10 protein-coding genes are annotated in these 13,106 nt (G+C 73.2%); 6 read left to right on the plus strand and 4 right to left on the minus strand.

Annotated features, from left to right (window positions below; all coding sequences use genetic code 11):
- Positions 1-263 precede the first annotated feature (263 nt).
- Genes ACFV4G_RS10455 through ACFV4G_RS10465 form a run of 3 tightly spaced genes read left to right on the plus strand, consistent with a single transcriptional unit; the run spans position 264 to position 3,555 of the window.
- Positions 264-1,700, plus strand: a complete 1,437-nt coding sequence (locus ACFV4G_RS10455; RefSeq protein ID WP_380438579.1) for a hypothetical protein — start codon at positions 264-266, stop codon at positions 1,698-1,700.
- Between the two features lie 36 nt (positions 1,701-1,736).
- Positions 1,737-2,300, plus strand: coding sequence for a GtrA family protein (locus tag ACFV4G_RS10460; protein WP_380438581.1), 564 nt, complete (start codon positions 1,737-1,739; stop codon positions 2,298-2,300).
- A gap of 37 nt (positions 2,301-2,337) precedes the next feature.
- Positions 2,338-3,555: an ROK family protein gene (locus ACFV4G_RS10465; protein WP_380438583.1), complete on the plus strand. Its 1,218-nt coding sequence runs from the start codon at positions 2,338-2,340 to the stop codon at positions 3,553-3,555.
- Between the two features lie 60 nt (positions 3,556-3,615).
- Here the strand turns inward: ACFV4G_RS10465 and ACFV4G_RS10470 are convergent, their stop codons facing one another.
- A complete protein-coding gene (locus ACFV4G_RS10470) occupies positions 3,616-4,653 on the minus strand; it encodes an ABC transporter permease (RefSeq protein WP_380438585.1) in 1,038 nt (345 codons plus the stop codon).
- A gap of 182 nt (positions 4,654-4,835) precedes the next feature.
- On the opposite strand from ACFV4G_RS10470, the gene ACFV4G_RS10475 reads away from it, so the two are divergent.
- Both ACFV4G_RS10475 and ACFV4G_RS10480 read left to right on the plus strand, forming a co-directional pair.
- Positions 4,836-5,324: a MarR family winged helix-turn-helix transcriptional regulator gene (locus ACFV4G_RS10475; protein ID WP_380438587.1), complete on the plus strand. Its 489-nt coding sequence runs from the start codon at positions 4,836-4,838 to the stop codon at positions 5,322-5,324.
- Between the two features lie 171 nt (positions 5,325-5,495).
- Positions 5,496-7,049, plus strand: coding sequence for an MDR family MFS transporter (locus ACFV4G_RS10480; RefSeq protein ID WP_380438589.1), 1,554 nt, complete (start codon positions 5,496-5,498; stop codon positions 7,047-7,049).
- A gap of 80 nt (positions 7,050-7,129) precedes the next feature.
- On the opposite strand, the gene ACFV4G_RS10485 is transcribed toward ACFV4G_RS10480, so the two are convergent.
- Together ACFV4G_RS10485 and ACFV4G_RS10490 are read right to left on the minus strand one after the other, a co-directional pair.
- Positions 7,130-7,390, minus strand: coding sequence for a hypothetical protein (locus tag ACFV4G_RS10485; RefSeq protein ID WP_380438591.1), 261 nt, complete (start codon positions 7,388-7,390; stop codon positions 7,130-7,132).
- A gap of 26 nt (positions 7,391-7,416) precedes the next feature.
- Complete coding sequence (locus ACFV4G_RS10490; protein WP_380438593.1) at positions 7,417-8,670, minus strand: anion permease; 1,254 nt, start codon at positions 8,668-8,670, stop codon at positions 7,417-7,419.
- Between the two features lie 368 nt (positions 8,671-9,038).
- Here ACFV4G_RS10490 and ACFV4G_RS10495 point away from each other — a divergent pair, with 368 nt between their 5' ends.
- Entirely contained in the window at positions 9,039-10,628 is a 1,590-nt protein-coding gene (locus ACFV4G_RS10495; RefSeq protein WP_380438595.1) for an NlpC/P60 family protein, read from the plus strand.
- Between the two features lie 58 nt (positions 10,629-10,686).
- Here ACFV4G_RS10495 and ACFV4G_RS10500 read toward each other — a convergent pair whose 3' ends face one another.
- On the minus strand, positions 10,687-12,969 hold the full coding sequence (locus ACFV4G_RS10500; protein WP_380438597.1) for an FdhF/YdeP family oxidoreductase: 2,283 nt from the start codon (positions 12,967-12,969) through the stop codon (positions 10,687-10,689).
- Positions 12,970-13,106: the final 137 nt, after the last annotated feature.

Here is a 13,106-nt window from a genome sequence, read left to right on the forward strand (position 1 = left end):
GCACTGCCGCTCCGCCCCGGGCCCTGCCCGCAGGGTGAGACGGTCTTGTGAGACGGGTCGTCAGTAAGGGAGGCTGGCCGGGTGAATCGCCACGCGCACCTGAGCCGTCGACTGGACGTCGACCTCGCCCGCGCGTGCTCGGCGATCTGTCACCGCGTCCGTTGAGCGCGGTGTTCCACCCGACGCCCCCGCCGGGAACCCCCACCGGGTGGCCGCACCGCCATGCGCCCACGCCTGCCCGCTCACCCGATGGGACACCCTCCATGCGCTTCGCGCTGCCCTCCCGCGCCGCCGCCCTCGCGGCCGCGGCCCTGCTCGCCCTCGCGGTCCCGGCCCGTGCCGCCACGCCGTTCGGACCGCTGCCGCCGCACAACCCGTACGCGGGCCCCGACGGCACCGCCACCATGCACGGCGACACCGGCTCCTCGGACACCACCCGGCTGCCCGGGCCGCCGGCCGGCCCGCTCACCTTGCACCGTACGGCCCTGCAGTCCGCCTGCCCGACCGTGCTGGTCGGCTACGACGGCTTCCCGGTCGCGCTCTGCACCACGATCCTCGGGCGCACCCCGACCGTCCACCTGCTGGACCCGGACGACGGCGAGTCCCTCGCCGAACTCCCGCTCGCCAAGGGCTCGTTGCTCGGCGGCGTGTACGCCTACCTGGACGACCGGGACCGCCTGGTCGCCGTCGACGGCCACGGCGACCTGCTGCGGATCGGCCACCACCGCAGCGCCGACGGCGACTGGGAGCTCACGGTGGACAGCCGCCTCCCGCTGGCCGGCGCCGTCCCGGCCGGCGACGCCGTCGTCGGCATCTCGCCGGACTGGCAGGGCCGGGTCTGGTTCGCCACCGGCGGCGGGGTCGTCGGCACCGCGGACGAGCGCACCGGCGCCGTCCGCGGCCTCGCCCTCCCCGCCGGGGAACGGATCGCCAACTCGATCTCCACCGCCCCCGCCGGCACCCTCGTCGCCACCACCCACGCCACCTACCTGCTCACCGCCGGAGCCGACGGCACCCCGCGGACCGCCGGGCGCCAGGCGTACGACCGCGGGCCAGGCCGCAAGCCCGGCCAGCTCAGCTGGGGCACCGGCTCCACCCCGACCTTCTTCGGCCCGCGCACCGGCACCGACTACACGACCATCGTCGACAACGCCGCGCCGACCGTGCACCTGCTGGTCTACCGCACCTCCGACGGCTCGCCGGTCTGCTCGGTGCCGGTGCTCAGGGCCGGCGGCAGCGGCAGCGAGAACTCCCCGATCGGCGCCGGGAACAGCGTCTTCATCAGCAGCACCAACGGCTACCCGTACCCCGCGCTGCCCGCCGAGGCCGGGCCGAGCGTGCCCGCCTCCGCCGACTTCCGCGGCGGCTTCAGCCGGGTCGACGTGCGGCCCGACGGCTCCGGCTGCGACCTGGTCTGGGACACCACCGTGCGCTCCGCCGCCGTCCCGCGGCTCTCCACCGGCGACGGGCTGATCCACACCGTCCTGCGCAAGCCGCTGATCCCCGGCAGCACCGCCACGACGGTCCTCGACCCCTATTACTACGCCGAGATCGACCCGGCCACCGGCGCCGTCGGGCGCACCCGGTTCCTGGGGGCCGGCTTCCTCTTCGACACGCTCCAGATGGTGGGCTCGATCGCCCCCGGCGGAGTGGTCTACCAGGGCACGACCACCGGCGTCCTGAGGATTTCCGCCGAGTGACGAGGGGGACGGCGGACCGCGTGCGAGACTGCGAGGATGCCGTCCCCCACTCAGCGCGTCTTGGCCCGGGTGCCGGCGAGGCTGCGCCCGTTCCTGGTGCGCCACCGCAGGCTGGTGAAGTTCCTGCTGGTCGGCGGCGGCTGCTTCGCGCTCACCACGGTGATCGACTTCGAGCTGAAGTTCACCGTCCTGGAGCACAAGCCGGTGGTCGCGCTGACCATCGCGACCGTGATCGCCACCGTCGTCTCCTACGTGCTGAACCGCCGCTGGGCCTTCCGGGCCCAGGGGCAGCGGCGCGAGGCGGTGCTGTTCTTCCTGGTCAGCGTGGTGGCGATCGCCGTCAACGACGTGCCGCTGGCGGTCTCGCGGTACGTCCTGGACCTGCGCGAGCCCTACGTCGGCCCGTTCGCCCAGGAGGTCGCGGACTTCCTCAGCGGCATGATCGTCGGCACCTTCGTGGCGATGCTCTTCCGCTTCTGGGCGATGCAGCGCTGGGTGTTCACCCGCCTCGCCGAGCCCGTCGCCACCGGGACGCAGCCGCCCCTCGAACCCGGTTACGCTGCACACGAGACGTCCCGGGAGGTGCCCGGGACGCGGTGAGGCCGGGTGACCGCCAGCCAGGGAGCGGGGTGGGCACATGCGTGAGCCGGACGGAGTCCGGAGCGGACCCGCCAGCCAGCAGGGCATGCGCCGGGCCAACCTGGCGCTGGTGCTCGGCGTGATCGCACGGGCCCCGCGCTCCCGCGCCGAAGTGGCCGCGGAGACCGGACTCACCCGGGCGGCGGTCTCCTCGCTCGCCGAGGAGCTGATCGCCGGCGGCCTGGTCGTCGAGGAGGGCCCGGCCGCGCCGAGCGGCAAGGTCGGCCGGCCCGGCACCGCGCTCGGCCTCAACCCGCACGGGCCCGGCGGCCTCGGCGCCGAGATCGGCGTCGAGCACCTCGGGGCCTGCGTAGTCGACCTGCGCGGCGAGGTCGTCTCCTGGCGCCGTCAGGAGATCCGCAACCGGGGCCGCACGCCCGCCGCCGTCATGGCCGACCTCGCCGAACTGCTGCGCCGCGCCGTCGCCGAGGCGGGCCTGCGCCCGGCCGCGCTCGCGCTCGCCGTGCCCGGACTGGTCGGCACCGCCGGCGGGGTGCTCCAGCGGGCCGCCAACCTCGGCTGGCAGGAGGTGCCGCTCGCCGCCGAACTGCGCCTGGCCCTGCGCGCGGCCGGCTCGGAGGACCTGGCGGAGCTCGCGATCGACGCGGACAACGAGGCCAACCTGGGCGGGCTCGCCGAACTCTGGCTGGGCGGCGGCCCGGACCACTTCCTGCACGTCTCGGCCGAGGCCGGTGTCGGCGCGGCGATCGTGATCGGCGGGCGGCTGCTGCGCGGCGCGCGCGGCTACGCGGGCGAGCTCGGCCATGTGCCGGTCCGCCCGGACGGGCCGCGCTGCGCGTGCGGCGCGCACGGCTGCCTGGAGCAGTACGCGGGGGAGACGGCGGTGCTGCGCGCGGCGGGGCTGGAGGGCATCCGCGGCGACTGGGTGGCCCTGCTCGCCGAGCGCGCCGAGGCCGGGGACGAGGAGGTGCGCGCCGCGCTGGCCGGGGCCGGGGCGGCGCTGGGCATCGCGGCCTCCGGTGCGGTCAACCTGCTGGACCCCGCCGAGGTGGTGCTGGGCGGCGGGTACGCCCAGCTGGCGCCCTGGCTGCTGCCGTCGATGCGGGCCGAGATGGGCGCCCGGGTGACCGTCCGCCCGTGGTCGGACGACCGGCTCACGGTCTCCCGGCTCGGGCGGCGCGGGCCGCTGCTGGGCGCCGCCGTCGGGGTGGTGCGCGCCGTCGTGGCCGACCCCGGCCGGCTGGCGGGCGCCTGAGACGGCCGTGCCCCCGGCCACGGGGGCCGGGGGGCACGGGATCCTTCCGCAGGGCGGGGCTCAGGCCTCCTGGACCAGCTCCCGGCCGCCCGAGCGCGGGCCGCGCACGACGGCGAGCAGGGCGACCGCCACGCCGAGGACCGCCCACACGACGAGCACCAGGAGCGGCATCGCCATGTTGGTCGAGCCGAAGTAGGCGATCGACTTGGTCGCGGCGGTGCCGGCGCCGTTCGGGATCCACGAGCCGATCGCGCGCCAGAACGGCGGCATCATCGGCACCGGGTAGACCCCGCCCGCGCTCGGGTTGCCGAGCACCACGAAGATCAGCACCGCGATGCCGATGCCGATGATGTCGAACAGGCACTGCAGCGCCATGGTGAACGCGCCGACCGTGAACACCACCAGGGCGCCCACCGCCGACAGGCTCGGGATCGAGCCGGGCAGCGCGTCCAGGACCGGACCGGCGATCAGGGTGCCGAAGACGCCGGCCGCGATCGAGTACAGCGCCATCGCGCCGAGCCGGATCAGCAGGCGGTGGACGTTGGCCGGCTTGGAGCCGGCGCTGATGCCGAGGATCGAGGCGACCAGGTAGCCGCCGACGCACCAGCCGATGACCAGGTAGAAGGCGGAGAGGCCGTTGGTGTCGCCCTTGGCCAGCGGGACGACGTCCTCGACCTTGACGGTGCGGCCCTGGGTCTTCTCCAGCGCGGTCGTGATGCTCTCGGCGGCCTTGGCGGCCGAGGTGCCGCGGGCGCCGCCGGTCAGCAGGGTGTCCTCGGTGCCGGCCGGGTTGAAGACCAGCGCGGCGTAGATCTTCTGGTCCTTGATCCGCGCGGTGGCGGTCTCGGCGTCCGGTGCCGTGACCGGCTTCACGGCGTCGTTCGGCACCGACTCCAGCGCGCCGACCAGCTTGGGCGCGACCTGCGGCGGGGCGACCACCGCGATCGACAGGTTGTGCGGGGCCGGCTTGTGCAGCGCCCCGACGTACGACGTGATGAAGCCGAGTTGGAGCAGCAGTACGGCGATCACCATCAGCGCTGCGCGCGGGGTGACCGCTCCCTTCAGTTCGGCGACGAAACCCTGCCCCGGGGCGGCCATCCACATCTCCTTGGTATCGGGGGAAACCTGCGGTTTCGGGGGGAAACCCATGTTTCGAGGGAAACCTGCGATTCGAGCGGAATCAGATACTACGAGAACCGATACTTCATACCATGAAGTAGTTGGCTTGTCGCACCGCACGCGCCGCGTTCCGGCCACCGCCGCTGCGGGATACTGGCGCGGTGAGTGCGGAGAGTGGCGAGCGGGTGCCGGGCGGGCGAACACTGGACGAGGGCGCGCTGCTGGCGGTGGACCGCGAGGTCGCGCTGATGTTCCGGCGCGGCCGGGCGAGGGTCGCCGAGCTGTCCCGCCGGGTGCACCCGGAGCTGGAGGGCATGGCGTACAGCATGCTCGGCTACATCGAGCAGGCCGGGCGGGTGCGGGTGACCGACGTCGGCGTGTACTTCGCGGTCGGCAAGGCCACCGTGAGCCGGCAGATCAGGGCGCTGGAGGAGCTGGGCCTGGTCGCCCGGGTGGCGGACCCGCTGGACCGGCGGGCCTCGTTCGTCTCGCTGACCGAGGACGGGCGGCGGCGCTACCTCGCGGCCAGGGACGTCCGGATGCGGCGGGTCCGCGAGGTGATGGGCGGCTGGTCCCAGGAGGACGTGGTCCGCTTCGCCGAGCTGCTGCACCGCTTCAACGACGTGTTCGGCGAGCCCGCGGGGGAGTGACCGCAGGGGGTCGTGTGGGTGGGGTCGCGGGAGGGGCCGCCGGGGGTCGCGCGGGAGGGGCTGCCCGGGGGCGCGCGGGTGGGGCCCGGCTTTACTTTGCCTTGAAGAAAGTTGCCCTAAGCAACCATCTGCTCGTATGGTTGCCTAAGTCAACGATTTCTAAGGACCGGGATGACCGTGACCACCGAGGCCGCGACCGGCGCAGCCGCCGCCGTCGACGACCGACCCATGACCCACCGACAGGTGATGGAGGCGCTGTCCGGCCTGCTGCTCGGCCTCTTCGTGGCCGTGCTCTCGTCGACCGTCGTCTCCAACGCCCTGCCGCACATCCTCACCGACCTCCACGGCGGCCAGTCCGCCTACACCTGGGTGATCACCGCAGCGCTGCTCACCCTCACCGCCTCCACCCCGATCTGGGGCAAGCTCTCCGACCTCGCCAGCAAGAAGGTGCTGCTGCAGATCGCCCTGCTGATCTACATCGCCACCTCCGCCCTGGCCGGCCTCTCCCAGAACACCGGCGAACTCATCGCCTGCCGCGCCCTCCAGGGCATCGGCGCCGGCGGTGTCGTCGCGCTCGGCCAGATCTGCCTGGCCGCGATGGTCCCGCCGCGCGAGCGCGGGCGATACAGCGGCTACTTCGGCGCGGTGTTCGCCCTCGCCACCATCGGCGGCCCGCTCATCGGCGGCGTCATCGTCGACACCTCGTGGCTCGGCTGGCGCTGGTGCTTCTACGTCGGCATCCCGTTCGCGATCGCCGCGATCCTGGTGGTCCAGCGCACCCTCAAGCTGCCGGTGGTCAGGCGCAAGCCGAAGATCGACTACCTCGGCGCGCTGACCATCACCGGCGCCGTCAGCCTGCTGATGGTCTGGATCACGCTGGCCGGCAAGAACTACGCGTGGCTGTCCTGGCAGACCGCGGCCATGGTCGGCGGCGGCCTGCTGCTGGGCGCGCTCGCCGTCGTCATCGAGCGCCGCGCCGCCGAGCCGATCATCCCGCCGGACCTCTTCCGCTACCGCACCGTCACCCTGGCCGCGCTCGCGAGCGTGCTGGTCGGCGTCGGCATGTACGGCGCGACCACCTTCCTCAGCCAGTACTTCCAGCTGGCCCGCGCCAAGTCCCCGACGATGGCCGGCCTGATGACCCTGCCGATGATCCTCGGCCTGGCGCTCTCCTCGACCGTCGCCGGCCGGCTGATCACCAAGTACGGCCGCTGGAAGGCCTACCTGGTCTCCGGCACGGCGCTGCTCGCGATCGGCTTCGGCCTGCTCGGCACCATGCGGACCGACACCAGCTACGTGCTGCTCTCCGTCTACATGGCGATCACCGGCATCGGGCTCGGCCTCACCATGCAGAACCTGGTGCTCGCGGTGCAGAACACGGTGCCCCGCAACGAACTCGGCGCGGCCAGCTCGGTCGTCACGTTCTTCCGCACCATGGGCGGCGCGATGGGCGTCTCCGCGCTCGGCGCGCTGATGAACAACAAGGTCGGCCACTACCTCGCCGAGAACCTGGCCGCCGCGCACATCCCGGCCGGGCACGCGGCCTCCGACGGCGGCATCCCGGACCTGCACAAGCTGCCGGCCCCGATCCTGCCGCTGGTGACGGACGCCTTCGGGCACGGCGTCGGCACGGTGTTCCTGTGGGCCGCGCCGTTCGCGCTGGCCTCCTTCGTCACGGTGCTGTTCATCCGGGAGACGGCGCTGCGGACCACGCAGCAGAACTGACGCCTCCGGTACGCGGGCACGGAAACGGGCCGGGAAGTGGGGATCCACTTCCCGGCCCGTTCGCGTGTGCGCGGTGGGGACTACGGCGCGGCGATCAGCACCAGGCCGTAGACGACGGCCGCGGCGCAGACGGCGAAGCAGGCGTACGCGCCGGCCAGCGCCAGCCGGCCGCCGGCGGCCTGGGCGGTGCCGGCCTGGGCGGTGCCGTCCTCGCGGGCGGTCAGCGCGGCCTCGCGGCGGGACAGGGCCAGGATGCCGAGCGCGAAGACGGTGACCACGGCGACGGTGACGCCGAAGCTGATTCCGGCGGTCTGGGCCAGGGCGTTCCACTTGATGTGCATGGTGTGTGCTCCTCAGCCGGCGGCGCTCAGGCCGCGACCGTGGTCGAGGCGGTGGTGGGGGCGGCGTTCGCCGGGGCGGCCGGGGTGACGTCGACCGCGGTGACGTCGGCGGCGGTGACGTCGGCGGCGGTGACGTCGAGCGTGGTGACGTCGACCGTCGTGACGTCCTCGACGGAGCCGACCTCGTTGACGTTGTCCGCGCCGACCGGCTGGCGGCGGGAGATCAGCCACATGCCGCCCGCGCCGGCGACCAGCGCGGCGCCGACCAGCACCACGCCCCAGGTGCCCTGGCGGACCACCAGGGCCGCGCCGCCGGAGACCAGGCCGGCGGCCGGCAGGGTCAGGCCCCAGGTGTAGACCATGCGGCGGACCATGCTCCAGCGCAGCTCCGGCTTCGGGCCGCCGAGACCGGCGCCCATGATGCCGCCCGTGCAGACCTGGGTGGTGGAGAGGCCGAAGCCCATGTGCGACGAGGTGAGGATGACGGTCGCGACCGACGACTCGGAGGCGAAGCCCTGCCGCGGCTGGATGTCCGCCAGGCCCTTGCCCATCGAGCGGATGATCCGCCAGCCGCCCATGTAGGTGCCGAGCGCGATCGCGGCGCCCGCCGAGACGATCACCCAGGTGGGGGGCAGCGCGCCCTTGGGCAGGGCGCCGACCGAGACCAGGGTCAGGGTGATGATGCCCATCGTCTTCTGGGCGTCGTTGGTGCCGTGCGCGAGCGAGATCAGCGAGGACGAGAAGATCTGGCCCTTGCGGAAGCCCTTGTCCGTCGTGGCCCCGTTGCTGCGGCGGGTGATCAGGTACGCCAGCTTCGTGGCGCCGAAGGAGGCCAGGCCCGCGACGAACGGGGAGGCGACCGCCGGGATCAGGATCTTGGTGACCACGGTGTCGAAGTTGACGCCGTTCATGCCGACGCCGACGATCGTGGCGCCGATCAGGCCGCCGTACAGGGCGTGCGAGGAACTGGACGGCAGGCCGCGCAGCCAGGTCAGCAGGTTCCACAGGATCGCGCCGACCAGGGCGGCGAAGATGATCTCGGGGTGGATGCCGGTCTTCTCGTTGACGATGCCGCCGGAGATGGTGGTGGCGACCTTCACGGACAGGAACGCGCCCGCGAAGTTGAGGACGGCCGCGATGGTGACCGCGACCTTCGGCCGGAGGGCTCCCGTCGCGATCGCGGTGGCGGACGCGTTCGCGGTGTCGTGGAACCCGTTGGTGAAGTCGAAGGCGAGCGCCGTGATGATCACAACGGCTACCAGGAACGAGATGTGTTCCATACCCAAACAATCGTCGTAGTTGTCGCACGGACGTTGGTGTCGCTCGCGACCGTAGGCAGGTTCGGTGAACGGAAGGTGAACTGAGCCGGGAATCGTGGTTCCGCTGGTGTCCTGGCGATGGCCGTAAGCTTTCGCAGGAGTGACATGGGTCGCGCTGAGCTGGACCTTAGCGAAGAACGCCCCGGTTCGCACACGTTTGCTGAGACCTGTCTCACAGGTGAACGGGACCGTGAACGGGGCTGTGAACGGGGCTGTGAACGGAGAATTCACCTTCCGGTCCTGGCGCGCCCTGTTTCCGGCGGGTAACCCGTGGGAGGATCGCCGGGATCCGGGGAACCCGGGGACGGGCAGGGCGGGGAGGAAGACCCATGGGCGGGGAATCGCGGCGCGGCGAGACGGTGGGCGTACGACCCTGGGTGCGGGCCGCCCTGCGCTGCGGAGCAGTGCTGGCCGCCGCCGCGCTGGCGCTCCCGTTCGCCGCCGGGGCCGCGTACGCCGCACCCGACCCGGGCACGCCCGGCGTGACGGCGCCCACGGCCGCCCCGGGGGACGACCCGCTCGCCGCCGCCAAGGCCACCCTCGGACCGCTGCTCGACCAGCTGCACGCGCTCTACCAGGGCGCCGAGGCCGCCACCGAGCAGTACAACGGCGCGGTCGCCAAGGTCACCGAGCAGCAGACCGCCCTCACCGACCTGCAGAACCGCCTCGAACGCCAGCAGAAGCAGGTCGACGCCGGCACCGACATCGCCGCGCAGCTCGCCGCCGCCCAGTACCGCAACGGTGCCACCTCCGCCTACGCCGAACTCCTGCTCTCCAAGGACCCGTACGAGGCCGTCACCATCGCCGAGCTGCTCGCCACCGCCAGCCGCTCGCAGTCCGAGTTCCTCGACCGGCTCAAGGCCGACCGCAACGAACTCGCCGGGCTGACCGCGCAGACCGCGGACGCCCTCAAGACCTCCCAGGCGCTCGTCGCCCAGCAGGAGGCGGCGAAGGCCAAGGTCGCCACCGACCTCGCCGCCGTCGAGCAGCTGGTCTCCTCGCTCACCGGCGCCCAGCGCACCGAACTGGAGAAGCTGGAGAAGGCCAAGGCCGACGAGGCCCAGCTCGCCTTCCTCGCCAGCGGCGCCCTCGGCCAGGGCGAGCGCACGCCCTCGCTGGCCGGTCGCGCGGCGGTCGCCTTCGCGCTGGCCCAGCTCAACAAGCCCTACCTGTGGGGCGGCATCGGCCCGGACTCGTACGACTGCTCCGGCCTCACCTCGCAGGCCTGGCTGCACGCCGGCAAGCCGATCCCGCGCACCAGCCAGGAGCAGTGGGCCGAGCTCCCGCACGTCGCGCTGAACCAGATCCGGCCCGGCGACCTCATCGTGTACTTCCAGGGCGCCACCCACGTCGCGATGTACATCGGCGGTGGGCTGATCGTGCAGGCCCCCCGGCCGGGCGCGGTGATCAAGGTCTCGCCGATCGGCTCGATGGCGATCCTCGGGGCCGTCCGCCCCGACCCGTCCGGCGCGGCCGACGACGCCGGCGGCGCCTGGAAGGTGCCCGACCTCCCGACCGGCTGGGACACCGTCACGCCGATCGCCCCGACCCCGGCCGAGCAGCGGCCGCCGGTGCCGGCCCCGGCCCCGGGCACGGCCCCGGCCCCGGGCACGACCCCGGTCCCGGGCACGCCGGCGCCGAACCCGGGGACCCCGTCCACCACGCCCGGGACGCCGTCCGGGACCGGTACGCCGTCCGGGACCGGGACTCCGTCGGGTACGGGGTCGCCGTCGGGCACCGGGACTCCCTCGGGGACGGGTACGCCTTCGGGGACGGGTACGCCGACGCCGAGTGGGACGGGCACGCCGACGCCTTCCGGGACGGGTACGCCGACGCCGTCCGGTACGGGGACGCCCACTGCTTCGGCGCCCGGGAGCGCCACTGCCACGCTGCCGCTGATCGGTGGCCTGCTGCCCTGAGTCCCGTAGCCGGATGGAGAGGCCGCCCTGAGAGGCGGCCTCTCCGTTGTTTGGAGGCTCAGCCCGCGGTGCTGTCCGGCTCGAACCGGATGACGACCGCCTTCGACGTGGGGGTGTTGCTGATGTCGGCCGTCGAGTCGAGCGGGACCAGTACGTTCGTCTCGGGGTAGTAGGCCGCCGCCCCGCCGCGGGCCACCGGGTAGTGGACCACCTTGAAGTGCGGTGCGCGGCGCTCGACGCCGTCCTTCCACTCGCCCACCAGGTCGACGAACGCGCCCTCGGTCAGGCCGAGTTCGGCAGCGTCGGCCGGGTTCACCAGGACCACCCGGCGGCCGCCCTTGATGCCGCGGTAGCGGTCGTCGAGGCCGTAGATCGTGGTGTTGTACTGGTCGTGCGAGCGCAGCGTCTGCAGCAGCAGGCGACCCGGCGGGACCTCCGGGGCGGTCAGCGGGTTGACGGTGAAGTTGGCCTTGCCGGTGGCGGTCGGGAAGGTCCGGGAGTCGCGCGGGCCGTGCGGCAGGGTGAAGCCGCCGGGGCGGCGCACCTTCTCGTTGTAGTCCTCGAAGCCGGGCACGACCCGGGCGATCCGGGCCCGCAGGGTGTCGTAGTCGCCGGCGAAGTCCTCCCACGGCACGGTGTCCTGCGGTCCGAGCACGGCGCGGGCGAGGCGGCAGATGATCGCGGTCTCGGAGAGCAGACCGGGCGCGGGCGGGCGCAGGCCGCCGCGCGAGGCGTGCACCTGGCCCATCGAGTCCTCGACGCTGACGAACTGGGCGCCCGAGCCGGTGACGTCCCGGTCGGTGCGGCCGAGGGTGGGCAGGATCAGCGCGCGGGCTCCGGTGATCACGTGCGAGCGGTTCAGCTTGGTCGAGACGTGCACCGTCAGCCGGCAGCGCCGCATCGCGGCCTCGGTGACCTCGGTGTCCGGCGTCGCCGCGACGAAGTTGCCGCCCATCGCGAAGAAGACCCCGACCTTGCCGTCGCGCATCGCGCGGATCGTGTCCACCGAGTCGAGGCCGTGCTCGCGCGGCGGCTCGAACGCGAACTCCTTGCCGAGCGCGTCCAGGAACGCCTTGCTCGGCCGCTCGAAGATGCCCATCGTCCGGTCGCCCTGCACGTTGCTGTGCCCGCGCACCGGGCAGACGCCCGCGCCGGGGCGGCCGACGTTGCCGCGCAGCAGGAGGAAGTTGACCACCTCGCGGATGGTCGGGACGGCGTGCTTGTGCTGCGTGAGGCCCATCGCCCAGCAGACGATGATCTTCTTCGAGGCCAGCACCATGCGGCCGAGCTCCTCGATCTGCTCCCACGGCAGGCCGGTCGCGGCGAGGACTTCGTCCCGGTCGGTCGTTGTGGCCTGGGCCTCGAACTCCTCGTAGCCGTGGCAGTGCTCGTTGACGAAGGTGCGGTCGACGCCGTTTCGTTCCAGGACCAGCTGGTTGAGTGCCCGGAACAGCGCGAGGTCGCCGCCGAGGCGGATCTGCAGGAACAGGTCGGTCAGCTTGGTGCCGTGGCCGACCAGGCCGCGGGCGTTCTGCGGGTTCTTGAAGCGCTCCAGGCCCGCCTCCGGCAGCGGGTTGACGCTGACGATCTTCGCGCCGGCCCGCTTGGCGCGCTCCAGGGCGGAGAGCATCCGGGGGTGGTTGGTGCCCGGGTTCTGGCCGGCCACGATGATCAGGTCGGCCTGGTAGAGGTCCTTCAGGCTCACGCTGCCCTTGCCGACGCCGAGCGTCTCGGTGAGCGCCGAACCCGAGGACTCGTGGCACATGTTGGAGCAGTCCGGCAGGTTGTTGGTGCCCAGGCGGCGGGCGAACAGCTGGTAGGCGAAGGCGGCCTCGTTGCTGGTGCGGCCCGAGGTGTAGAACGCGGCGCCGTCCGGGGTGTCGAGGGCCTTGAGTTCCTCGGCGATCAGCGCGAAGGCGTCGTCCCAGGAGACCGGGGTGTAGTGCGTCGCGCCCTCCTCCAGCAGCATCGGCTGGGTGAGGCGGCCCTGCTGTCCGAGCCAGTAGCCGGAGCGCTCGGCCAGGTCGGCGACCGGGTGCGCGGCGAAGAACTCGGCCCGGATCCGGCGCTCGGTCGCCTCCTCGGCGACGGCCTTGGCGCCGTTCTCGCAGAACTCCGCGGTGTGCGTCTTGTCCGGCTCCGGCCAGGCGCAGCCGGGGCAGTCGAAGCCGTTCGGCTGGTTCACCTTGAGGAGCGTGGCGAGGGTGCGGCGGGCGCCCATCTGCTCGGTGGCCATGCGGAGGCTGTGGCCGACGGCGGGCAGGCCGGCGGCCGCGTGCTGCGGCGCGGACACCTCGGGGGCGTCCTGCAGGGGGTCGCTCTGCGGGGCCTGCTTCGGCATGACTGCGCTCCTCGGCTCTGCTCTTCGGGCCGCCGCACCGTCGCGGGGGTCCGGGGACCATCTTTTCACCTGGGGGATCGGGGTGGGAGGGGGGCCGCGGGGGGCGGGGGGCGCCGCGGGCGGGGGGGGGGGGGGGG

This window comes from Kitasatospora sp. NPDC059747 (assembly GCF_042732955.1).
In the GTDB taxonomy this organism is placed as follows: Bacteria; Actinomycetota; Actinomycetes; order Streptomycetales; family Streptomycetaceae; genus Kitasatospora.